At 31.3% G+C, this 24,342-nt stretch carries 27 protein-coding genes; 4 read left to right on the top strand and 23 right to left on the bottom strand.

The genetic code is table 11. From position 1 onward, the window contains the following. Window positions 1-64: 64 nt before the first annotated feature. The gene (locus tag KA814_RS05560; protein ID WP_064208962.1) at window positions 65-931 is read right to left on the bottom strand and encodes a sugar phosphate isomerase/epimerase family protein; all 867 of its coding nucleotides are present in this window, start codon (window positions 929-931) and stop codon (window positions 65-67) included. Window positions 932-1,055: 124 nt separating this feature from the next. Between KA814_RS05560 and KA814_RS05555 the strand changes: the two genes are divergently transcribed. Continuing rightward, the gene (locus KA814_RS05555) at window positions 1,056-1,934 is read left to right on the top strand and encodes an AraC family transcriptional regulator (protein ID WP_046208278.1); all 879 of its coding nucleotides are present in this window, start codon (window positions 1,056-1,058) and stop codon (window positions 1,932-1,934) included. Window positions 1,935-1,952: 18 nt separating this feature from the next. On the opposite strand, the gene KA814_RS05550 is transcribed toward KA814_RS05555, so the two are convergent. Continuing rightward, window positions 1,953-2,540, bottom strand: coding sequence for a LysE family translocator (locus KA814_RS05550; RefSeq protein WP_064208961.1), 588 nt, complete (start codon window positions 2,538-2,540; stop codon window positions 1,953-1,955). A 112-nt stretch (window positions 2,541-2,652) separates the two neighbouring features. Here KA814_RS05550 and KA814_RS05545 point away from each other — a divergent pair, with 112 nt between their 5' ends. Beyond that, on the top strand, window positions 2,653-3,201 hold the full coding sequence (locus tag KA814_RS05545; RefSeq protein ID WP_064208960.1) for a helix-turn-helix domain-containing protein: 549 nt from the start codon (window positions 2,653-2,655) through the stop codon (window positions 3,199-3,201). Window positions 3,202-3,734: 533 nt separating this feature from the next. Here the strand turns inward: KA814_RS05545 and sucB are convergent. The 19 genes from sucB to KA814_RS05450 form a co-directional block, all read right to left on the bottom strand. Then, a complete protein-coding gene (gene sucB / locus KA814_RS05540; RefSeq protein ID WP_046208274.1) occupies window positions 3,735-5,012 on the bottom strand; it encodes a dihydrolipoyllysine-residue succinyltransferase in 1,278 nt (425 codons plus the stop codon). Between the two features lie 13 nt (window positions 5,013-5,025). Continuing rightward, entirely contained in the window at window positions 5,026-7,830 is a 2,805-nt protein-coding gene (locus KA814_RS05535; protein WP_210122690.1) for a 2-oxoglutarate dehydrogenase E1 component, read from the bottom strand. A gap of 184 nt (window positions 7,831-8,014) precedes the next feature. Continuing rightward, window positions 8,015-9,370 carry a HAMP domain-containing sensor histidine kinase gene (locus KA814_RS05530; RefSeq protein ID WP_046208272.1) on the bottom strand — a complete coding sequence of 452 codons (1,356 nt, stop codon included), beginning with the start codon at window positions 9,368-9,370 and terminating at the stop codon, window positions 8,015-8,017. After that, window positions 9,367-10,029, bottom strand: a complete 663-nt coding sequence (locus KA814_RS05525; protein ID WP_064208959.1) for a response regulator transcription factor — start codon at window positions 10,027-10,029, stop codon at window positions 9,367-9,369. The genes KA814_RS05530 and KA814_RS05525 overlap by 4 nt, the downstream gene beginning before the upstream one ends. Before the next feature lie 448 nt (window positions 10,030-10,477). After that, on the bottom strand, window positions 10,478-11,092 hold the full coding sequence (locus KA814_RS05520; RefSeq protein ID WP_046208270.1) for a phosphatase PAP2 family protein: 615 nt from the start codon (window positions 11,090-11,092) through the stop codon (window positions 10,478-10,480). 18 nt (window positions 11,093-11,110) lie between these two features. Beyond that, window positions 11,111-12,184 (bottom strand): undecaprenyldiphospho-muramoylpentapeptide beta-N-acetylglucosaminyltransferase, encoded by a 1,074-nt coding sequence (locus KA814_RS05515; protein WP_046208269.1) that lies wholly within the window; start codon window positions 12,182-12,184, stop codon window positions 11,111-11,113. 10 nt (window positions 12,185-12,194) lie between these two features. Beyond that, window positions 12,195-12,704, bottom strand: a complete 510-nt coding sequence (locus KA814_RS05510; RefSeq protein WP_064208958.1) for a GNAT family N-acetyltransferase — start codon at window positions 12,702-12,704, stop codon at window positions 12,195-12,197. A 15-nt stretch (window positions 12,705-12,719) separates the two neighbouring features. Further along, complete coding sequence (locus tag KA814_RS05505) at window positions 12,720-14,201, bottom strand: S41 family peptidase (RefSeq protein WP_064208957.1); 1,482 nt, start codon at window positions 14,199-14,201, stop codon at window positions 12,720-12,722. Window positions 14,202-14,359: 158 nt separating this feature from the next. Beyond that, complete coding sequence (locus KA814_RS05500) at window positions 14,360-14,581, bottom strand: YozE family protein (protein ID WP_046208266.1); 222 nt, start codon at window positions 14,579-14,581, stop codon at window positions 14,360-14,362. After that, window positions 14,581-15,084, bottom strand: coding sequence for a PTS sugar transporter subunit IIA (locus tag KA814_RS05495; RefSeq protein ID WP_046208265.1), 504 nt, complete (start codon window positions 15,082-15,084; stop codon window positions 14,581-14,583). Before KA814_RS05495 ends, KA814_RS05500 begins: the two co-directional genes overlap by 1 nt. A 14-nt stretch (window positions 15,085-15,098) precedes the next feature. Next, window positions 15,099-15,527: a peptide-methionine (R)-S-oxide reductase MsrB gene (gene msrB / locus KA814_RS05490; RefSeq protein WP_046208264.1), complete on the bottom strand. Its 429-nt coding sequence runs from the start codon at window positions 15,525-15,527 to the stop codon at window positions 15,099-15,101. After that, window positions 15,520-16,047 carry a peptide-methionine (S)-S-oxide reductase MsrA gene (msrA, locus tag KA814_RS05485; protein ID WP_046208263.1) on the bottom strand — a complete coding sequence of 176 codons (528 nt, stop codon included), beginning with the start codon at window positions 16,045-16,047 and terminating at the stop codon, window positions 15,520-15,522. The genes msrB and msrA overlap by 8 nt, the downstream gene beginning before the upstream one ends. A 129-nt stretch (window positions 16,048-16,176) precedes the next feature. After that, complete coding sequence (locus tag KA814_RS05480; RefSeq protein ID WP_046208262.1) at window positions 16,177-17,016, bottom strand: DegV family protein; 840 nt, start codon at window positions 17,014-17,016, stop codon at window positions 16,177-16,179. 9 nt (window positions 17,017-17,025) lie between these two features. Then, window positions 17,026-17,511 (bottom strand): dihydrofolate reductase, encoded by a 486-nt coding sequence (locus KA814_RS05475; RefSeq protein ID WP_046208261.1) that lies wholly within the window; start codon window positions 17,509-17,511, stop codon window positions 17,026-17,028. Between the two features lie 78 nt (window positions 17,512-17,589). Beyond that, window positions 17,590-18,546: a thymidylate synthase gene (locus KA814_RS05470; protein ID WP_046208260.1), complete on the bottom strand. Its 957-nt coding sequence runs from the start codon at window positions 18,544-18,546 to the stop codon at window positions 17,590-17,592. Between the two features lie 364 nt (window positions 18,547-18,910). After that, entirely contained in the window at window positions 18,911-19,348 is a 438-nt protein-coding gene (brxA, locus tag KA814_RS05465) for a bacilliredoxin BrxA (RefSeq protein WP_046208259.1), read from the bottom strand. A 35-nt stretch (window positions 19,349-19,383) separates the two neighbouring features. Then, a complete protein-coding gene (locus KA814_RS05460; RefSeq protein ID WP_064208955.1) occupies window positions 19,384-20,502 on the bottom strand; it encodes a conserved virulence factor C family protein in 1,119 nt (372 codons plus the stop codon). 19 nt (window positions 20,503-20,521) lie between these two features. Beyond that, window positions 20,522-20,779, bottom strand: coding sequence for a NifU N-terminal domain-containing protein (locus tag KA814_RS05455; protein ID WP_046208257.1), 258 nt, complete (start codon window positions 20,777-20,779; stop codon window positions 20,522-20,524). 16 nt (window positions 20,780-20,795) lie between these two features. Further along, on the bottom strand, window positions 20,796-20,990 hold the full coding sequence (locus tag KA814_RS05450; protein WP_046208256.1) for a zinc-finger domain-containing protein: 195 nt from the start codon (window positions 20,988-20,990) through the stop codon (window positions 20,796-20,798). 253 nt (window positions 20,991-21,243) lie between these two features. Between KA814_RS05450 and KA814_RS05445 the strand changes: the two genes are divergently transcribed. Next, window positions 21,244-21,948 carry a queuosine precursor transporter gene (locus tag KA814_RS05445; RefSeq protein ID WP_046208255.1) on the top strand — a complete coding sequence of 235 codons (705 nt, stop codon included), beginning with the start codon at window positions 21,244-21,246 and terminating at the stop codon, window positions 21,946-21,948. Between the two features lie 92 nt (window positions 21,949-22,040). Here KA814_RS05445 and KA814_RS05440 read toward each other — a convergent pair whose 3' ends face one another. Continuing rightward, window positions 22,041-22,586 carry an RBBP9/YdeN family alpha/beta hydrolase gene (locus tag KA814_RS05440; protein WP_226857772.1) on the bottom strand — a complete coding sequence of 182 codons (546 nt, stop codon included), beginning with the start codon at window positions 22,584-22,586 and terminating at the stop codon, window positions 22,041-22,043. Window positions 22,587-22,756: 170 nt separating this feature from the next. Here KA814_RS05440 and KA814_RS05435 point away from each other — a divergent pair, with 170 nt between their 5' ends. Beyond that, window positions 22,757-23,167, top strand: coding sequence for a ribonuclease HI family protein (locus KA814_RS05435; RefSeq protein WP_046208253.1), 411 nt, complete (start codon window positions 22,757-22,759; stop codon window positions 23,165-23,167). Between the two features lie 281 nt (window positions 23,168-23,448). Here KA814_RS05435 and KA814_RS05430 read toward each other — a convergent pair whose 3' ends face one another. Then, complete coding sequence (locus tag KA814_RS05430) at window positions 23,449-24,330, bottom strand: 5'-3' exonuclease (RefSeq protein WP_064208952.1); 882 nt, start codon at window positions 24,328-24,330, stop codon at window positions 23,449-23,451. Between the last annotated feature and the right edge of the window lie 12 nt (window positions 24,331-24,342).

Genomic DNA, 24,342 nt, shown 5'->3' with positions numbered 1-24,342 from the left:
CATTTTGATAGCGCTTACTTAATTAAATGTAAATAAGCACAGAATATTTATTTTAGAGTAAACATTAAAACCAAGATTTATAACCCAGATCATATAAGTGGTCCCGGCTAATTGTTAAACAATTATATGGATCTTCGCCGTATAGCTCGTCTTGTTCAACGAAGAAATATTCACTGCCACTTTCACGTCCAATTTCAATAATATCCTTAAGCGGTAAAGTGCCTTTTCCTAATTCAGCAAATTGAGTAATCATATGTAACATATAATATAATTTTTCATGTCCTTCGCCAGGGTATTGTGACATATCTATTTCACCTACTCGATAGTCTTTTAAATGTATAGCACGAATACGATTTGCATATTTTGGAATGACATCTATTGGATTAAGTCCTGCTCTCCAAATCCAATGGATATCTAGTTCGAAACCTAAATGATTTGTATGATCTCTCATTAAATCAAGCATAAATTGTCCATTGTATTGAACAAATTCTAAATTATGGGCATGATAGTATAAATCAATGCCTTCTTCTTTAAGTCTTTTGGCATAAGTTTCACAAATTTCAGCAAATTGTAAGGTGCTTTCTTTGGACCCCATATAGTTAATTGGTAACATCCCTATTCTCAAGATAGAACAGTTCACAGCTTTACAATCAGCTACAATTTTATCGAAATCATCTTCTAATGTATCTCCAGGATATTTTTGTTTGGCAGATATATGCTCTACACCACAGGACATTGCTGCAATATTCATTCCAAAATCATTAATCGCTTGTTGCATTGCTTCAATATTCTGTGGGTTCATGTCGATTTGAGAAATTTCGACCGCATTATAACCTAAATCACTGACTTTCTTCAGTACGTTATATAATCCTTCTTCTTGTACTTTTTGTTTGAGCATCATCATTTGAACGCCAATTTGAGTTGATGTCATATTCATTCTTCCTTTCAAAAATATTTATATTTTAGTGTTATAATATAATTATAATTTGAGGGAAAAATAACAACATTGTAAATCATGGAAAAAAGTATGTTTTTTGAGCAGGAGGGATATTTTCATGAAAGATAGAGAAACATTTACCCAACAATTTGATACAATTTCATTACCCTTTGATGGTCAATACGCCGCATGGCATAAAATAAGTGACGGTCATTTTGGAAATGAATTACATTATCATGATCATTATGAAATATTTTTTTCATTATCTGGAAATTTGCTTTATACCATAGAAGGACAATCTTTTAATTTAGAGGTTGGCTCAATGCTCATTATTCCACCATACGAATTCCATCGTTTGGATGAACAAAAGGATGGTCACGCAGAGCGTATCGGCTTACGATTTGATGCTGAAATAATAAATGAACTTTCTGTAGAAAATTGTGATCTAAGCGTGTGTTTTGATAAATATTCATCTAAATTTAAATATCTATTGCAGTTATCGGAATATCAAAAAAGAGAATTATATTATTTGTTACAAGGTTTAATTAATGAACAAGATAATCAAGCTTTTGGTAAAGATTTAGCTGCTAAATCTTTACTGACACAGTTTTTAATCATACTTAATAGAGTAGCAATAGAAAATGAAGGTATCGTTGATTATAGTGATGACCCATCTAGTCACTTAGTTAGACAGGTATTAGACTATATGGAATTACATTACAGTCAGGAAATATCATTAGAGCAACTTGAAAATAAATTTTTTGTAAGTCGACATAAAATCACGCAACAATTTACAAAACTAGTTGGCTATCCACCATATCGTTATTTATTAAATCTGCGTTTGCAAAATGCTCAAAGGTTATTAAAAAATGGAGAAAATCCACAACAAGTAGCAACTCATTGTGGTTTTAGTGATTATTCGAATTTTTACAGAAGATTTAAAACCTCATATGGTTGTAGTCCGCGCGAATTTTCACAACAATATGATAATCATTAAATAACAATCATTTCATAACTAGTGTATTAAAATATTTATAGCAACATAAACTAATAGACCAGCCATGACAAAATTAAATATACGTTCATGTGTTGATATAAATGATTTAAATAAAGAACCTAAAACACCCCAACTCAAAGTACCTAAAAAACCGATAATAGCCAGTAAGATAATAAAGGGTAATTGTTTTTGCCAATCCGTAGAAAAAGGTGTGATAAAAGTAGAAATTACTGTTAAAGCATAAATAATTCCTTTAGGATTAATGAATTGTAGCATTACACCAGATTTTAAACCACTGAGCTTGTGACTAAAAGTTTGCTTTGTCCCATAAATAGAACTCATAGAAATCTTTAAAGCTAAATAAAGTAAATATATAAATGCAAATATTTTCATCAAAAATTCAATTTTAGGAAAAGCGGCATGCAAAGTTGTATTAAATATACTGGATATTAGTAACAACAAAAGAAAACCAAATCCAACACCAATTGAAAATCGCAAGCTGCTTTTAAAATTTAAATTTTGTGAAAAAAACAAAGCCATTATATTATTAGGACCGGGTGTAAAGCTTGCAACAACAGCATATATAAGCATAGATATTATTAACATTTTAATCTCCCCCACGTATCAAAACATTATAACGTCCAAATTTACGTTATAATGTTTGGTCTTTAAAGTATATGGTTTATACGTTATATTGTAAATAGAGGTGCTTAAATTGATGAGAGAAATTAACGACATTATAGCTGAAAATTTAAAATTATATAGAAAACAAAGTGGTTATTCATTGGAACAATTATCTGATGTCACAGGTGTAAGTAAAACAATGTTGGGACAAATAGAACGTAAGATATCCATTCCATCTATCACAACATTATGGAAGATAGCAAATGGTTTAAAAGTATCATTCACAGAATTAACACAAGAAAATAGCAATATTATACAGAAAGTTAGTTTGAATGAAATACAACCCTTAATTTCAGAAGATAATAAATATAAAGCATATCCTCTATTTAAGTTTGATATTGAAAAGAAGTTTGAAAGCTATATGGTTGTTATTGGAGTTGAAGGGCAAATGGACGGGTCGCCCCATGGATCAAATACAATGGAATATATCACAGTCTATGAAGGTACCTTAACACTTATATTAGATGGAGAAACCTTTGTTATTCATAAAAATGAAGCTATTAAATTCAATGGAAATATATTTCACCAATATTTAAACCAACATGATGAACCTGTGTACTTACATATGACTATTCATTATTAATATGTAATAATATCAATAGATTGAAATGAATATTTTTACAGCTTTTCATGTTTGATGATAAGGATATGCTTAATTAGATAAATTCAGGGAGGACAATATTTTGGTCAATCCTCAAATGAAAGATTTAAAACCACTTGAAATAATATTATTAATAATAGCTACAATGTTATTTGTTTTTCATATTTTCATAAGTTTTAATATCATTCATGTATCTGTTCTACTATCCATCTTAAGTCTAACTCTATCTATTTTCATTTTAAGTTATGTATTTTTTAAGCAAAATTTTAAAGTTACAGGCTACATCTGCTTAGCTTGTGCTTTATTATTAGTAATAATATCTTTCATATAATACAAAAGCACTTAAATAATTTAGGTGCTTTTTATTTTATATTCAAATAATCACAATGACTTTCAATAGTAAAATAATGCTAGAGCGGGCATTTGAATGTTATTAAAAATGAAATAAGCACATAAAAATACAACGACGCTGAACGCCGTTGTATTAAGGTTAGTAAACTATTTTGTGTTGTGGATTAAGATTCTAATAGTAAATCTTCTGGATTTTCAATTAATTCTTTAATAGTTTTTAAGAAACCTACTGCTTCTTTACCATCGATGATTCTATGATCATAACTTAATGCAATGTACATCATCGGACGGTTTTCAATTGTGTCTGCGTCGATAGCAATCGGACGTGTAATAATAGAATGCATACCTAGAATCGCAGCTTGGCTACCATTAATAATTGGTGTAGACATCATTGAACCAAAGATACCACCATTGGTAATAGTAAATGAGCCATTTACCATATCATCTAAACCTAATTTTTTATCACGCGCTTTGATAGCTAAATTAGCTATTTCATCTTCAATTTCGGCAAAGTTTTTCTTATCACAATCTCTTACAAATGGTACGAGTAATCCGTCATCTGTAGATACGGCAACCCCGATGTCATAGTATTGTTTCGTAATCATGTCTTCACCATCAATTTCAGCGTTTACTTCAGGGTACTTTTTCAATGCTGCTACTGATGCTTTTGTAAAGAATGACATGAAACCTAGTTTTGTACCATCATGATCTTTAATGAATTGTTCTTTTTTACGTTTACGTAAGTTCATCACATTTGTCATATCAACTTCATTAAATGTTGTTAGCATTGCTGTATTATTAGATACTTCTAATAACTTTTTGGAAGCTGTTTTCTTACGACGAGACATTTTTTCTCTGATAACTGGTTTTGTTGGGTTTTGTGGAGCTGCTTGTTTTTTAGGTTCTTCTTTTGATGATGATTGTGCAGCTTGTTCATTCTTATTATTTTGTGATTGATCAACATGTTCTTTTCTAACAACATCATTTGATTGCGTTGCTACTTCGGATAAGTCAATGCCTTTTTCACGTGCATATTTACGTGCAGATGGTGTCGCATTAACACGTTGTCCTTTATTTTGTGAATCGTCAGCAGTACTTTCATTATCATTTTGAGCTTCTGATTTTGGTTGCTCTGATTTTTCGTTACTATCAGCTGCTTGTGATTCAGAATTATCTTGTTTAGGTGCTTCTGAATTATTATTGCCACTTCCTTCGCCTACAACAGCGATAGATTGGCCAACTTCTACCGTATCACCTTCATTTGCAAGTAATTCTTGCAATACACCAGCTTCTTCAGAAACTACTTCGACGTTTACTTTATCTGTTTCTAATTCAAGGATAGCTTCACCTTTATCTACACTATCACCGACTTGTTTTAACCATTCTGCAATGGTACCTTCTGTAATGGATTCTGCTAATTCTGGAACTTTTACCTCTGGCATGCTTAACTTCCCCCTAGTTAAATTTTGTGCTTTGTTCGATTATCATATTTTGAACAAGTTTGTGTATTTCTCCATCACCTTCAGCAGGAGCTGAACGTTGAATACGGCCATGATAGCTTAAATCGTATTTATCTGTAGTTAATTCTTTCAGATATGGATAAACAAATGACCAAGCGCCTTGGTTCTTAGGTTCTTCTTGTACCCAAGCTACATTTTCTAAATGAGGTAATTCATTTAGTAATGTTTCAATTTCTTCAGCTGGGAATGGATATAATCTTTCCACGGCAACTAGTAAAATTGAATTATTTGGATTTTTTGCTAAATATTCTTTTAAATCAATAAACATTTTACCTGACGCTAGAATTACTTTTTTAACAGCTTCTTTATCATGTTCTTCTGGTAAAATTGGTTCGAATTTTCCAGATGTAAATTTATCAATTGGGTCAGCAACTGTTTTATTACGTAAGAGACTCTTAGGAGACATTACTACTAGTGGTCTCATTGATTGTGTACCTAAGCTAGCAGCTTGAGCTCTCAGTAAATGGAAGTAGTTACTTGAGCTTGATAAGTTTACTACTGTACTGTTATTTTCCCCAGCTAATTGTAAGAATCTTTCTAAACGTGCAGATGAATGTTCAGGCCCTTGACCTTCAAATGAATGAGGTAAGAATAGTGTTAAACCTGAACGTTCACCCCATTTAGCTCTAGCACTAAATAAGAAGTTATCGAATATCATTTGAGCCATATTAGAAAAGTCTCCATATTGGGCTTCCCAAATTGTCATACAATCTTTATTTTGCACATTATAACCATATTCAAAACCAACAACCGCTGCTTCTGATAGTGGCGAGTTACGCACTTCAAAAGTTGCTTTTTGTCCTGGAACATTGTGAAGTGGGATATATTCTTCACCTGAATCAGGGTCATGGAGTACGGCGTGACGGTGACTGAATGTACCACGTTCACTATCTTGTCCAGTTAAGCGAATAGGCGTACCTTTTTGAGTGATTGTTGCGAATGCTAATTGTTCTGCTTGAGCCCAATCAACTAATCCATCTTCGCTCTCAAAAGGCTCTCTTCTTTTCTCTAAGACTTTATTTAATTTTTTAAGAACATTAAAGTTAGATGGATATGATAGCATTGCATCATTAATTTCTTTAAGTTGTTCATAACTTACATCCACATCGACACTTTGGAGTGGTTCGGCAAGACTATCTGGTTTTTGCATATCTGGATTATCCATCTTGTCGTTTTTATCTATTTCATCATGAGCGGCACGGAGTTCTTTTTGAACTTCATCAAAGATTTGATTCATTTGATCTTCAGAAATAATATTATCTTGAACTAATTGATGACCATAAAGTACATCAACAGGGTCATGTTTTCGAATATTATGGTATGGTAACGGATTGGTAATGGATGGTTCATCCATCTCATTGTGCCCATATCTACGATAACCAACCAAATCAATGACAACATCTTTATGGAATTCTTTTCTAAACGCCATAGCAATTTCAATTGCTTCAATAGTTGCTTCAACATTATCTGCATTAACATGCATGATAGGTACATCGTAGCCTTTTGCAACATCAGATGAATACGTTGTAGAACGACCATCTTCTGGCTCAGTTGTAAAGCCAATTCTATTATTAGTGATAATATGGAGTGTACCACCTGTTGAATAGCCGTCTAAATTTTCTAAATTCATAGCTTCGAAGTTAATACCTTGTCCTGGGTAAGCAGCATCACCATGAATCAATATCGGCATAGATTTATGGAAATCAGTATGAACTTTTCCAGGTTTGTCGGTATCATCTTGATTTGCACGTGTTTTACCTAATACAACCGGCGCAACGATTTCAAGATGACTTGGATTATTCGCAAGGGAAATGCGCTGCTCACTGCCATAAGAATTTGTAGTTTTTACACCACCGAGATGGTATTTTACATCTCCTGACCAACCTGAAGTTAATTCTAAACTACCATCTTTTGGTAGGAATTTCATTGGATCAGTGTGCATGAATTCAGAAATCATCATTTGATATGGTTTTTCTAACACATGTGTAAGTACATTTAATCTACCACGGTGGGCCATACCTATTTGTATATTTTGAATGCCTTCGTCACTAGCAAGTCTTAATGTTTGTTGTAACATTGGCACTAGTGTGTCTACACCTTCTATTGAGAAACGTTTTGCGCCCACAAAGTTTTTGTGTAAATATTTTTCGAAGCCTTCTACATGTGCTAAGTTTTTAAATAATTCAATCTTTTGATTATCGTTTAATGTTGCTTTGTATGGTGTTTCTATTCTACGTTTTAACCATACACGTTCCCTATTGTTATTGATATGTGTATATTCAAATGCAATAGGTCCTTTATAACGTTTTTCCATACGAACAATAGCTTCATAAGCATTATCGTAAATATCTTTAAAGTGTTCAGATACAATACCTGCTGAAATTGACTCTAGTGTTTCTTTATCCAAATTAAAATCTTCAATATTTAATTTTGGAACATTTTCTCTTTCAGGTTTGTTAACTGGATAAATATCTGCCAATAAATGCCCATATTGACGTATGTTATCTATGAGACGCATAACACGTTTAATCGTGCTATCAGCTTTAGTCGTATTTTGTTGACCATCAGCTGTATTTGTTGTGATGTTTGCTTCACCGTTTTTGATTGTACTAAATAGGACTTGTAAATCTTCAGGGACTGAAGCTGGATCATTCAAATATAAATCATATAGATCTAAAATGTATCCAAGATTTGCCCCGAAATTTACAGGTGCCTGGGTAATCTGACTTTCGTTGCTCATATTACACCCTCCACAAAATAGTTAAAACGCTTACAAATCAATAATAGCATTAAATAAACGCAAATTAAAGTATCAATAACTAGTTATATGAAAAAAGCAGAACCTGATTTTATTTGGCTCTGCTAATTGTATTTTCATTTTATAGCGTAACATATTTTTACTTGAATGAGTAACCTGTTAATAATCAAAATGTGATTTTAAATGTCGTGTATTTTCCTACTTCACTTTCTACATGAATTGTCCCATGATTTAATTCAATGATTTTTTTAGCTATCGACAAACCTAAACCATTGCCGCCTAACTTTCTGGAACGAGATTTATCAACTCTATAGAATCTGTCAAAAATAAAATCTATATCCTCTTTTGGAATACCTACACCATGGTCAGTGATTTCAATTGATATTTGTTTGTTCCTTAGATTTGTTTGAATTTGAATATATTTATTAACTTGATCATATTTCATGGCGTTATCAATGAAGATAATTAGTACTTGTTCAAATTGATAACGGTCTATTTTTATATTAAGCGGTTTTTGATAAGGTACAAATTCAAAAACATAATCTTGATGAAGTTGTTTTAGTGATTTAATTCTGGATGTAATCTCTTGATTAATTTCTACACTTTCGGTTTCATTTTCTTTACTATTGTTGTTATCTTTTGTTAACAATAATAATTCTTCAACTAATTTTGTAATTCTAGTCATTTCTTCTAAGGATATGTCGAGTGACTCTTCAAGAATTGCTGCATCTTTTTTGCCCCACCGCTGTATCAAATTTAAGTGACCCTGAATAATTTGTAATGGAGTTCGTAGCTCATGTGAAGCATCTTCAACAAATTGACGCTGTTGGTTAAACGATTCTTCTAATTGGAACATCATTTCATTAAAAGTGACAATTAAATTATCTGTTTCTTCATAATTAGTAACTAAGTCCACTTTTTCTTGGAAACCATCACGACGAATTTGCTGCATTTTATTAGACATTAAGATTAATGGTTTTGTAATTTGTGCAGAGAAGAAATAACTTACCATTGCAGTTATAAAAGTAGCAATCACTCCAAATATGAGTGCAATAAAATACAATGAATTGACGAGTGCATTATAATTCTCTAAAGAATGAATGATTACGCTATATCCTTTAAAATGGTGCGTATTAATCCGGTTTGTAATAATTAAATAATCGTTGTTATGGTATTTTTTTATTAAAGCCGTATCAATTTCTTTAGGTTTGAAATTAGGTGAATAAACGATATCGTTGTCATTTGAAGTCTCTATTTGTTTTTCACCATTTTTATTATAAAGAATCACTTTTTGAAAATTACCTAACGAAGCATTTAAGTCTAATGGTGTAATATCGTTTAATTGTTTAGATTCGAAAAGTTGAATGATATCCGATGAACTTCTTTCAGCTTCGCTTAGTTCGTTGTGACGTAATGCGTTACTTAGAAAGAATATGATAATTAAACTAAATATAAATATGGTTGAAAATGTAATCGTTGTTGTGATAATCATCCACTTGGTTTTTAATTTACGCTGTTTCATTTTCTAACCACATATCCCACGCCACGTACAGTTTCTATGATTTTATCTTTATTATATGGTTTAAGCTTATTTCTTAAATAGCGGATGTATACATCAACAACGTTAGTTTCAACTTCTGAATCATAACCCCACACATCTGCGATAATTTGTTCTCGCTGTAATACATGATTACGATTTTCAGCTAATAAGGTCAATAAATCATATTCTGTTTTCGTCAAATCTAAAGAATTACCATCTACAGTTACTTTAAAGCCATCTCTATCTATAATAATGCCTTGCATGTCGATGATGTTCTTTTGTGGCTGTCTACGTAACATTGCTCTTATTCTTGCTAATAATTCTTCAATATCAAAGGGTTTTACTATATAATCATCTGCCCCATAATCTAATCCAGCTACTTTATCGTAAGTGTCACTTTTTGCTGTGATAATAATTATAGGAGTGGATTTATTTTGTCTGACTTGTCTACAAATTTCTAAACCATTAATATTAGGTAGCATCAAATCTAACAAAATCAAATCGTAATCATCTGTTAAAGCTTTTTCTAACCCAGGTTTGCCATCATATTCAATATCTACTGCATAGTTTTCGTGCTCTAATTCTAACTCGATGAAACGTGCAAGATTTTGTTCATCTTCAACAATTAAAATTTTTGTCATTGCTTACACCTCAAAATATATAATATATGAAATAACAGTTTATAGAAAGTAACAGGGTATTAAAAATAAAATAAGATATTGAATATAAATAAGTATAACGATGTTGAAATAAAAAATAAGAAAATATTCGAAATCTAATTGACAATTATTCTCAGTGTTGTATAATGTAATTGAAAATGATTATCAATACTACATAGACATTCCCCCCACACATATTTGTTTTAGTAGAATTGATCATTTTCGTAAATATCCCCTTTTATATGCCCGTAAAAGACTAACGTTGTAAATCAACGTATATATAGAAACCGGTTTGCATTATGAAATCGGTTTTTATAATAATTTTTGACACAATTAAATTAAGTTTGAGATATAAGTATCTCAGATGAATTTAAAAAATGGCAATTTCTATTTTATATAGAAATTGCCATTTGTTCTATTTCGTTATTTTTTAAATTTTTAATTTGTGTCTTAATATTAATGTTGATAATACGACACAAAAAGCACCACCAATGATACCAGCAATGATATCAGTTGGATAATGAACACCAAGATATACTCTTGATGATGAAATTAAAATAATAAATAGTGCTGAAAGACCTATCATAATTCCTTTTGTTTTACCTTTCAAGACACGATTAGCAATGTAAATGGTACTGCCAAAGAAAGCGGCTGACCCCATTGCGTGTCCACTTGGAAAACTAAAACCAGAGATATCTATGAGACGTAATAGTGTAGGTCGTTCTCTGTCAAATACGTTTTTTAATAATGGGTTTAAAGTACTTGATAAACTCATTGCTATTGCAAAGAAAAGTGCCTCTATATTTAATTTTTTAAGCATTAAATAGGCGATAAGTAATAATGATAAACAAACCATTGCCCATACTTCCCCGATTTTAGTTACTCCTAAGAAAAATGTAGTAGTTATAAAACTTTCAGAAGAATATATGAATTCATAAACTTCATTGTCTATCCATTTCCCTAATCTTGATTCATGGAAGGATGCAATAATGCCAAAAATTAATGTAAAAATAATGAGTAGACTTATTCTTTTCCAACGACTCATTGCGTATCCTCCCTATTATTAGTTATTTGCATCTTTAATAATTTTATGAAATAAATCTTGGCGTGTAAAACTTTCTTTGTATGTTTGCATCTGAGTTATAATAGATTCACGGTGAGTTTCGATATCTTTTAACTGATCGATGAGTTTATCCTCGGTTAAAGTGTCTTCAGGAATTGTTCTTCCAAAACCTTTAGATTCAAAATTTTTCGCATTGTCAATTTGATCTCCTCTAGATTGGTCAAGGCCTAATGGAATTAAGAGCATTGGAATTCTTAATGCCAAGAATTCATATATAGCGTTTGAGCCAGCACGACTAATAACTGTGTCTGTTATCGCTAATAAATCAGTTAAATCGTCTTTAACAAATTCAAACTGAACGTATCCTTCTTTATTTGTCAAGGATTGATCCAGCAATCCTTTACCAGTTAAATGAATCACTTGATAATTATTTAATAATGCGTCTAAATTATCTCTAATAATATCATTTAACTTTTTACTTCCAAGGCTACCACCCATGATTAATAAAACCTTTTTATTATCTTTAAATTCTGTTAACTGATAGCCTCTATTTTTATCACCACTTTTTAAATCTTCCCGCACTGTAGCACCTACAAAATCCGCTTTTTCACTCGGCAGGTATTGTAATGTATCCTCAAAGGTTGTATAAATCTTTTTAGCAAACTTTAAAGCAATTTTATTTGCTAGTCCGGGTGTTAAATCAGATTCATGTATAATAGTTGGAATTTTTAGGGATTTAGCAGCGATAACTACAGGCACAGATACAAAACCACCTTTTGAGAATAATAGGTCAGGTTTTTCTTTTTTTAATATGCGTCTTGAATCGAAGATACCTTTTAATACTTTAAAAATATCTTTAATATTTTCAAAAGAGATGTATCGTCTTAATTTACCGCTTGAAATTTTATGATATGGGATTTCTGGTAATTGGGATTCAATCATTTCTCGTTCCATACCATTTTTGGAGCCGATATAAAATGCTTCATGTCCTTCTTCTAAAGCTGTTGGAATCAAACTTAGATTAACAGAAACATGTCCAACAGTACCGCCACCAGTAAATGCGATTTTTGTCATATTATTACCTCTATTCTTCTAATTTTTTATAATAGGCATAGAATGGTTCTCCTTTATCGAAAGGAGGATAATCAATATTTACTTCACCTAATTTGATAAAGCCAAATTTTTGGAATAATCCTTGAGCACGTTTATTCAATGCAAAAGTGTCAGTTAACATTACATGTACATTATCTCGTAAAGCAAGGTTAACAGCAAAATCAAATAATTTTGTAGCAGCACCTTTATATTCTGATGAGGCTGCCAATCTATGAATAACGTATGCATTTTTTCTATCAATTGGCCATGCCAGTTCATCATACCACTCAGATTGTTGCTGGTCGACAACTATAAAGGCAAAAATTGTATCTTTTTCTTCTAAAACAAACAATGAATCTTTACTAATATCTTCTTTGAAATGTGATTTTAATGGATATTGTTCATCCCATTGGTTGTTGTTTTCTTGTTGCATTATTGACTTTGCTTCTTCTACAATCGTTAAAATAGTTGGTAAATCTTCTACGGTACCTAATCTTATCATGCGAGGTTCACCTCTTTATTTTAATTTGTTTAATAGGGTTTGTAATACAGTATCTTCTTTATTTGCTTTATTAACTAAAGCTTGTGTGAATTTATCATTGGTTTGTTTGTTGAATTTTCCATTAACTGTTAAATTATTATCTTTTTGGAATGATTTAATAGCATCTTCTAATTCCTTATCAAAGCGTTTAGATTTATTATTAGACTGATAGTTTAATGCAGATAGACCCACTTTAATTGTTTTAACATGTTTGTCTTCATCACCCAACTGGTATGTCTGTGTATTAGGTATGACGCTTAAAGATTGATATTCAGGTTCATTAATTTTTGTATCAGGATTAATGCCTTTCCCATGAATATAACGAGATTTTGGAGTCAACCATTTCATATTCGTAAATTTTAATAGAGAACCATCATCAAATTCATGTGTGGTTTGTACTATACCTTTACCAAAAGTTTTTGAACCGTAAACTTTAGCTTTATTATAATCCATCATAGCACCAGTGAATACTTCTGACGCGCTGGCCGAACCTTTATTCACTAAAATTGAAACATCCATATTCTTAGCTTCTTTGCTTGCATCGTTTGATGTTTTTATTTGTTCTTTTTGATCGCCTTTTTCAAGTTGAACTGCGGTTTTTCCTTTATCCACGAAAATATTTACCATTTTCACAGCTTCATCAAGCAATCCACCAGGATTATTACGTAAATCTAGAACAATTTTTCGAATTCCATCTTTATGAGCTTTAATAATTAAAGATTTTAATTCACCAGAAGTACTACTTTGAAATTTATTTATTGTAAACACACCAGTATTACCATGTTTTTCATATTCAACACTCTTAACATGTATTTTATCCCTTTTAATAGTGATGTCGTGTTCTTGGTTCGCTCTTTCAATTGTTAATGTAACTTTTGAACCTTGTTTTCCACGCACTTTTTTGACTATAGCTTCAAGTGGTTGGCCTTTAATAGACTTACCATTCACCTTAGTCACTACATCTTTAGGTTGAATGCCAGCTTTTTCTGCAGGAGAGTTTTTCATAGGGCTTGTAATTTGAATTTTATCTCCCTTTTTTTGCATTTCTGCACCAATACCCACAAAATCACCTGAGACATCCTCGTTAAACGATTTAGATTCTTTTTTAGTCATATATTCCGAATATGGATCATCTAAATCTTTTACCATTCCCTTAATTGCAGATTCCGATATTTTTTCTGAATCTGTATTTTTATAATATTCCTTATTTAAAATACTATAGACATCTTCAACCTTTTTCATTTCTGTTCTTTGTTTTCCATCTAACCCACTTGTCCAGTTCATGACTGCTATGGTTGCCAAAACTGTTAAAACTGCTGTTATAAGCACAATACTTATGATTGTTAAAATGAAATTTTTCCGTTTAAAGCTCATATTTTTAGTGGAATATTTGTTATTAGCATCGTTATTTTTAGTTTCTTCGTGGTTTTCATTTTGCATGTCTGATCTTTCCGACATTTTATCACTTCCTAAATATATGTATAATTCAAATCGAAATTTTATTGATTTGAAAATAAAAGTAGCTGGGATTGAATCATTAAAGATTAATCCCAGCTCTCTATGATACTTTATTATTTTAATATACTTTACTATATTCTCTCAAATATAAACTAAGACTAAAATTTTAACCATTCAGTATATTCATCATATAAACTATCAAAAACAGACATTGAAACGGTATAACTTCCTTGCATTTCAATGTAATCTGATAGAGCATGAAAATCTTTTTCCTGTCGTGGAAAAGACAAATCATCAAAAATTTCTTCAGCTAATTCGCCTTTTTCGTCTTTTCGACCACGTGCTGTTAATGCAAATTGATAAAATGAATGATCTTTCATTAGTTCATTGTCACATCAATAATTTTAGTTTCACCTTTAGTTACTGATGTTATATCGTCGGCAATTGCCACAGATGACGTGTTATCTGAGTTTGTAACAATTATTGGAGAAATAACTGATTTAGCATTTTCTTTTATATAATCTAAATCAAAACGTAATAATGGGTCTCCCACACTAACAGTATCGCCACTTTCGACTAATACTTCGAAACCTTCTCCGTCAAGTTGTACTGTATCTAAACCAATATGAACAAGTAGTTCAAGTTCATTATCAGCTTGTAAACCAATTGCATGTTTTGTTGGGAAGATATTATCTACTTTACCATTGATTGGAGAAACAACTTCACCATCAGTTGGATTTACTCCAAATCCTTCTCCCATCATTTTTTGCGCAAACACTGGATCTGGGATATCTTCTATTTTCACATATTCTCCAGTAATAGGTGCATATACACTCGTTTCTTTGTCGACTTCTTTACCTTTACCAAATAATTTTTTAAACATGTCTTGTTCGCTCCTTATTTTTCAAAATGTGGTATTAAATCTCCGTAACCTAATTCTTCCAGTTTTTCAAATGGTATAAATTGCACGGCAGCTGAGTTAATACAATATCTTAAACCGCCACTTTCAGTTGGACCATCATTGAAAACATGTCCTAAATGGCTGTTCGCATCTTCAGAGCGTACTTCTGTGCGCACCATACCAAATGTTTTGTCAACGAGCTCTATGATTTCATCATCATCTAAAGCTTTTGAGAAACTAGGCCAACCACAGTCTGATTCAAATTTTTCTTCTGAGGTAAATAAAGGTTTACCAGAAATTTTATCAACATAAACCCCTTTTTCAAAATGATTCCAATATTCATTTTGGAAAGGAGGCTCTGTTCCATCTTCTTGAGTTACCAAGTATTCCATTTCTGTTAAATCATTTTTATTTTTCTTAATCATATTGTTTCCCCCAATGTTTTTCTATAAAACTTTTTCTGCCAGAACCACGTTGATATTGCTCATAATGCAATGGATTCTTTTTATAGTAATCTTGATGATAGGATTCAGCAGGATAAAAGTTTTTGTATGGTTTTATGGGTGTAATTACGGGTTTATTAAATATTGCCTGCTCATTTAACTCTTGAATTTTTGCTTCTGCAGCTTTTTTTTGTGCTTCATTATGATAAAAAATAGCTGGTTGATAATGTTCGCCTCTATCAAAAAATTGACCGCCATTATCAGTTGGATCAAATGTTTTAAAATAAACATCTAAAATGTTCTCGAAGGAAGTAATTTCAGAGTTATATGTGATTTGTACTGCTTCTACATGGCCGGTTTGTCCATGACTAACATCTTCATAAGAAGGGTTTTCAACATGTCCACCACTATAGCCAGAAACAACATTTTCAATGCCCGGATAAGAGGTGAACGGTTTTACCAAACACCAGAAACAACCCCCAGCTAATGTCGCATATGCCATGGTATACCTCCTTTTTTATTATCTTGTCATTAAGTTATCATTATTTTCAGTGATAAGCTATTAAATTGTTTTGAAAATTTAACAAATGAAAGAATAATTAAAACGAACCTTAATTTATTATAAATTAGTTTATGATTTTAAAACAACTAGACCTATTGCGCCTTCTCCAGTGTGTGTTGATATTATAGGTGTTGTAACATTTGTATCATATTCAGTGATATTAAATTCTTCGGTAAAATGCTTTTTAATTTTATCCACAAATTCTAAAATATTAGCGTGTGCGATACCGATAGATTTAATTTTTTTATCTCCTAAAAACGTACTGATTTCTTTTTTTAGAAATTGAATACTACCATTTTGAGTACGAGAATTATGAATGAGTTCAATTTTACCATCGTCAAGCGTCCCAATTGGCTTGATTTTCATCATATTACCAATTAATCCTTTCGTTTTACTGATTCTACCGCCTTTGATTAATTGATTTAATTGGCCAATAACAACATATAATTTTATATTACTTTGTAAGTCAGTTATTTTTGAAACAATTTCTTCTGATGAAAAACCTTGGTTATTCCAATCTACAACATGTTGGACTTGATATCCTAATCCAAATGAAATAGATTTTGAATCTATGACAGTTACCGTACTATCTGTCATTTGACTTGCTTGAAGTGCGGTTTGATAAGTACCGCTAAGCCCTGATGTCATGTGAATGCTAATGATTTCAGAACCATCTTTGCCTAATTCATCATATAACTCAATAAAATTACCGATAGCTGGTTGACTCGTTTTTACATCAGCATTTTCTTCTAATTTTTTTATATATGCTTCAGAGGAAATGTCGACTTGATCTACATACGACTTACCATCAATAGTTAAATTAAGTGGGATGACATGTATATCATTATCTTTTAAATAAGCATGAGATAAATCTGATGTTGAATCAGTTACAATTTTCATTTTCATTATTCTTTCCTCCTATGTTGTATCTTTACGAACTAAATGTAGAAATGTATGTGGAATCGTATTTTTTTCATCTAATGTTCCCGGAATAGAAGATTCTACTTCCCATTCTTCAAATGTATAAGGTGGAAAGAATGTATCTCCATTATATTTATCTTCAATTACTGTAATATACATATCATCGACTTTATCAATCATTTCTTCAAATAATGTTTGTCCACCAAAAATGAACACATGGCCTGGCAAATTATATATTTCGTCAATTGAATGGATAACATCTACACCGTCATGTGCGAATGATTTATTTCTTGTTAATACTACGTTTTTTCTATTAGGAAGCGGCTTTCCTATAGAATCAAATGTTGCACGGCCCATAACAAGTGTATTGCCAGTGGATAGTTTTTTTACATGCTTTAAATCATTTGGTAAATGCCATGGTAGTTGATTATTTACCCCAATAACACGTTGCTGATCGTGAGCAACAAGTATAGAAAGTGTCATAATTTCCCTCCTAATAGTAATATAATATTATCAGTAAATATATTAAATCATTATTAATACTAATCATTTTTTAAAATTTTATACAGCTATTGGTGCTTTAATTGCTGGATGTGATTCATAATTTACTATTTCTAAATCTTCATAGTTAATGTCGAAAATAGAGTTATCTGAATTTATTTTAAGTTGTGGTGGCGCATAGCTTGTACGAGACAACTGTGTTTCAATAGCTTCCATATGATTTGTATAAATATGAGCATCGCCGAATGTGTGTATAAATTCACCCACCTCTAAACCACATTCTTTAGCAATTAAATGTGTCAGCAAACTGTAACTAGCAATGTTAAATGGTACACCTAAAAAGATATCTGCACTTCTTTGGTATAATTGGCAACTTAATTTCCCATCTTGGACATAAAACTGAAACATTGTGTGACAAGGTGGTAATGCCATAGTATCGATTTCAGTTGGATTCCAAGCTGAGACAATATGGCGTCTTGAATTCGGATGATGTTTAATTTGTTCGATAACAGTTTTTAACTGATCAAAATGATTGCCATTTTTATCTTCCCAATCACGCCATTGTTTGCCATAAACATTTCCTAAATCACCATATTTTTTAGCAAAAGACGCATCATTTAAAATTAGCTCTTTAAATTTACGCATTTCCGCTTTATATTTTTTATTAAATGCCTCATCGGTTTGGGCTCTATGACCAAAGTTTGTCATGTCTGGACCTTTATAATCAACTGAGTTAATATAATTTTCAAACGCCCATTCATTCCATATATTATTATTATATTGGAGTAAATATTTAATATTTGTATCGCCTTTGATAAACCATAGTAATTCAGTTGCAATCAATTTAAATGATACTTTTTTGGTAGTTAGCAATGGAAATCCTTTTGACAAATCAAACCTTAATTGATGTCCGAATTTTGAAATAGTACCTGTATTTGTACGGTCTTCTTTTTGCTTTCCTATTTCTAATATTTCGTTACAAAGATCATGATAGGATTGATCAAATGTATTTAGCATGACGAACACACTCCTTTCAACAGTAAAGTTATTTATAGTTAATCATATTTTAAAATACCAATAATTTAAAGAAATAACCACTAGTAAAGTGAAAATATGAGTGGAATTTGAGAATAAAATATGTATTCAGTTTATGCCTTAATAATATTGGCTGGTTGTTCTAATGATTATGATAAATAATTAGAAGTATTATAAACTTTTTAAATAGTTATAATCAATAAAAGGATGACCTAGAAACTACTCAAAAAACAGTAAAAATATGCTCATTAAATTAATGCATGATAAGTATTAAGGATGTTGTACTTGTTATTAAAGCAATTTAAGGCTGAGACATTTATTTATATCTCAGCCTTGGTCTTATTGATTAATCACAATAATCATCAAATATGTCTTTAATATCCATACAAATATCTTGTATATCTCTACCTTCTATATGTTCTCTTGGCATAAAATGTTTTAATTCTTTTCCTTTAAACAATGCATACGATGGACTGGACGGTACTTGTTGAATAAAAGCGCGCATTTCTTCGGTTGCTTCTTTATCTTGACCGGCAAAAACAGTCACTTTATTTGTTGGTTTTTTTTCATTTTGTTCTGCAACAGTAACTGCAGCAGGTCTTGCCAATCCAGCAGCACAACCACAAGTTGAATTAATCACAACAAAAGTTGTTTCATCTTCAGATACATTATTCATAAAGTTATCAACATCAACAGCAGTTTCTAAACTGTTAAAGTCGTGATTTGTGAGTTCGCTGCGCATTTGTGTTGCGAGTTCATTCATATATGCTTCATAAGCATTCATTTATAACACTCCTATTTCATTTAATGATAGTTTCTTTAGCTATTATTTCGATTTGCAATTTGCTTCCAAACGGAACCTAATGCCTCATCGCCATTTTCAATTCTTGTTATAGCCATTTCGATTTGCAGCTTCACTTCATAGGCTGAATCGTCAGCATGTTCACGAAGTGAATTTAACTGCTCTGGCCCACCTTCATCAAAAATAAACATTGCTGCTCTCCATCTGACTATTTTATGTGGATCGTCTAATGCTTTTTCCATTTCTGGTAATGCTTGTTTGAAACCTAAATCGCTTAAACAATCACCAGCAGTTCTTCTTACTGCAGGGCTTTTATCGTTTAAGCCTTTATAGAGGTATGGGAGTACGATTTCATCTTCAATCATTCCAAGGAGTATAATTGCTTCACGTCTTAATGGTGTTTTCTGTTCATCACTCACGACCTCACCGAGCAACGGTAAATCTTCAATTGTAGGTGTTGGGAATGATTTTAGCATTCTTAATCGTTCTTTCCAACTTTCAGTTGCTTGGTATGCTTCCAATGTTACATGTCGGTATTTAGTTTCAGGAATTGTAACGTTGGATGCTAAAGCTTCTTCAACTCGTTTTTGCAATTGATCTTTAGGATAGATTGCCGTTATTTCTTCAACGACGTCTTCCATTACCTCTGAGAGTTCGCCATAGCGTATTCCAAAATCTTCCCATTTACGTTGGAACACAACATTATCATCATCTTTCTGTGCAGCTAACATGCTATCAACATATATTTCAGGTAATTGTTTACGTTGTTCTTCTGAACTTGTCGTTAGTTTAATTTGATAAGGAATACCTTTGAATGTCAAAACCTCTGCTTTTACTTCACCAAAATGTTCATCTGGTTGTGCTTCGGAAGTTATTTCTTGTTCATCATTGAGTGTTGCTGTTACTTTTGGTAAAACATCTTCCCAATCAAATTTTGGTTTTTTATCTACAGCCAAAAAATCCATTACATGAAATATAGATTTAACACCATCAATTGCTAAAACATCATTGATAAAATCAGGTTGCCCTTCTGCGACTGATGAATAAGTATTAGACTGGCTATCTTCTCTTTTTTCACTTAGTACAATTTTCATTGTATTTGGACTTGGTGTAGGTTCAACACGTACTATTTCCATTAAGGCACCCTCCTTATGTTTATATTTCTTCTAGAGCTTTTGTGATGTTTGGTAAAAGTGTATCCCAATCTACTTCTGAATTTTTATCTACAGAAATAAAATTCATTGCTTGAAATATAGATTTAACACCTTCTACATCTAGTACTGCATTGATGAAGTCAGGTTGTCCCTCTTTAACTTTTGTATATGTGTTAGGTTTGTTATCCCCACTATCTATGTTTAAATCAATTTTCATCGTATTTGGATTTGGTGTCGTAGCTATATTTATTATTTCCATAATCGTATGCTCCTTTTTATTGTAATTCATTGCCAATTTGCTTAATTTGTTTTCCGACAGAACATTCATTAATACAAAAATGATGTGCTTGTGTTTTGCCGTTTGTCTTTTTTATATGACGTTTCAATAAACACGCTTTACAATATGTGTTCATTAATTGGTCTATGGCATCAATTGCCTCTTTTTCAGAATAGGTTAGAATACGTTTCACGCTCCTGTACTTCTAAAAATGAATTATAAGTACCCAACTAGTTAATTTATTATAAGATTTGAGACTTATTGATATTATATCATTTGTAACAACGATTGTTTAATCATTAATATGAAATATAACATTAGTATAAATATTTAAAAAATCAGTTGAAGTTTGAACTTGCTTTTTTAATATTTTCTAGTAAAATAATGTAGTTGTTTATTTTGCGGTTTCTAAACACCCGCATTATCAAAATTTAGGAGGAATAAAATTGTTTAATGAAATATTTGGCGTTATTACTTTTTTAGTAACATTCATATTATTAGTTACTATGTATCGTTTGTTTGGTAAACATGGTTTGATTGCATGGATTGCTATTGGCACCATTATAGCTAATATCCAAGTTATTAAAACAATCGATATTTTTACTATTTCAGCAACCCTGGGAAATGTTATGTTTGCATCTATCTATTTAGCAACTGATATTTTAAATGATATTTACGGACGCAAAATAGCTAAACGTGCAGTTTGGTTAGGTTTTTGTTCGACATTGGTGATGATTATCGTGATGCAATTTTCGCTTCATTTCACGCCTTCCCCGGTAGACAATACACAAAAAGCATTAGAATCTATTTTTAATATTGTTCCAAGGATTGCTTTAGGTTCGGTTATAGCATACATTATTGGACAACATTTAGATGTATTACTTTTCTCATTAATCAAAAAAGTGTTTAGTTCAGATAGAACATTTATTATAAGAGCTTATGGTAGTACTATTTTAAGTAATATCGTGGATACTGCGTTATTTGTCATCATTGCTTTTTTAGGTGCAATGCCAAATGAAGCGGTATTTGAAATCTTTATTACAACATATTTATTAAAAATTGTTTCTACTATCTTTAATGTTCCTTTTGGTTATTGGGCAAAATCAATGTACCGAAAAGGCAAAATACAAAAATTAGATGAAGGTTATTAATGACATGTTTTAATATAACTGAGGAAAAGCCCGTAAATGATTAACAGATAAGTTCATTTACGGGCTTATTTATTTCTGGTGATTTAATATAATTATAATATTTCAATTATCTTTTCTTTTAAGAACTTGAATGTGTGATACCCTTCAGTTTCTAAAAAGTGGCCGTTATGATTTATATAATGTGTATTGACATTTAATTGTTTTGATAATCTATCTGTCGCGTCTATATTCACTACTGGATCATTTAAAGCACCAATTGTAATAATGTGTTGCGCGCATAATTTATCGAGTTTTATACGTGTGTTATCTATATATTGATTTAATTCGGGTATGTTCGATAACTTTTCGTTAAAACCTGAAACTAGAAAAAGGCCTTTTATTTTTGAATGAGGCTTAACAGAAGTTAAATAATGTAATATTGATATGACTCCCAAACTATGTGCAACGATAATAGTTTCTGAATTCAATTTACTTTGAATAATATCATCTATTGCTTGACACCATGAATCAAGTTCAGGATGATCAGAATTTGGTAAGTGTATAATTTCAACATTATAACCATATGCCTCTATTTGTGAGTCTAACCATTGAAACCAATGGCTTTTTGTACTAGCTTGATAGCCATGTATAATAAACATATTTTTCAATTAGATCATCCTTTATTAAATTAATGTTGTGCTTTTTTAACGACGGTAATAGCTTACGTTATATTGATGTATTTTTCCAAGAAAAATGCATCTACATGATTATACTTATTTATGTTCTTTTGATAATATAAAATTAACTTATTAAATTTGAAGGTGAATTTATGGCGAAAATATATTTTGATGCTGCTACAGCAGGCAATCCTGGTCAAAGCGCATGTTCTATCGTTATCATTACTGAGCAAGAACGATTGCATTATGACTGTGATTTAGGAATCTTAGACAATCATAGTGCAGAATGGGCAGCTTTCGTATTTGCATTGGAATGTGCAAAACACCACGGGATTACTACAGCACTCGTATACACTGATTCGAAATTAATAGAAGATAGTATGAACAAAGGACAAGTAAAAAATAAGCAGTTTATAAATTACTTGCTCAAAATAAAATCATTAGAGTCATATTTTGATTTATTGTTTGTTAAATGGGTTCCAAGGAATCAAAATAAAGAAGCAAATCATCATGCCAAAAATGCCTTATATAAAATTACTAAAACAAGAGCAAAAAAGCGTTAAATCAAAACAGTATCTTAACAATTCAAAGTCAGTAGGATATTTGAAAACTTATTATGACGAAAATCAGAAATAGTCCCTTTCTATAGTGAGAAACTTTTAATAGATGATTCTAAACACATTTTTTGAATTTAAACCTTTATTTTTAAATATATGAGTGTGACTACAGGATAGAAGGATATCATTTTTATCTCGTTAAACATGTACGATGAAAAGGATTAGACAATAATTATAAAGGACTCGTACGTATTTATTTGAATACGTATGAGCCCTTTATTTTTTATTTAACTAAAATGTGTAGCTAAGTATTTTCCTGATACATAGAGTTCATGTTCTTTACAAATATTTAGTATTTCAGCTAATTCCGTCCCAAACTTCATGTCGTTTAATAAATCAGAAGTATTAATAGGTACTTCTGTATGAATTTTAGCTAGTGATTTAGAAAGTTTCAAATTGTATAAATTATCTTCTATTTTATGTCTTTGACCAGGTGTCAATTCGTTTAAAGCGTCAATCACTGCTTCAACAGAACCATGATTTTGAATAAGTTTTATAGCAGTTTTTTCACCAATCCCTTTAACACCAGGATAACCATCAGCACTATCTCCCATAAATGCTTTAACATCTATTAATTGTAGCGGATTTAATCCATATTCATTTTGAAATCTGTCTAATGTATAGCGGTTGTATAAGTTAAATCCTTTTTTAGTTAACCAAATTTCAACATTAGGATTAATACATTGTAGAATATCTTTGTCACCAGTGATTACAAAAATTTGATTTTGTTGTGAATACTGATGTGCCAAAGTGCCTATTACATCATCTGCTTCATAATTTTGGACACCAATATTTACAAATCCAAATTGGTTTGATATTTCTTTAACATAATCAAATTGTGGTATCAATTCTTCTGGTGGTGCGGGTCGATTTTGTTTATATCCGTCAAACATTTCATTTCGAAATGTAGATTTACCCATATCCCAACACACAGCCACATGTGAAGGTTGTATTTCGTTTATCGCAGTAAATACATGACGAACAAACCCTTGAACACCGTTTGTAGGAATACCTGATGAATTTCTCATGAATTGTTTGTGTAGGCTAGTTGCGTAAAAATGACGAAACAGCAGAGCCATACCGTCTATTAATAATATCTTTTTGGACATCGTAAGTACCTC

It is taken from the genome of Staphylococcus sp. GDY8P196P (genome assembly GCF_017891705.1).
In the GTDB taxonomy this organism is placed as follows: domain Bacteria; phylum Bacillota; class Bacilli; order Staphylococcales; family Staphylococcaceae; genus Staphylococcus; species Staphylococcus ureilyticus.
Note: the sequence above shows the minus strand (reverse complement) of the source record. Positions and strands in the feature narration are given on the sequence as shown.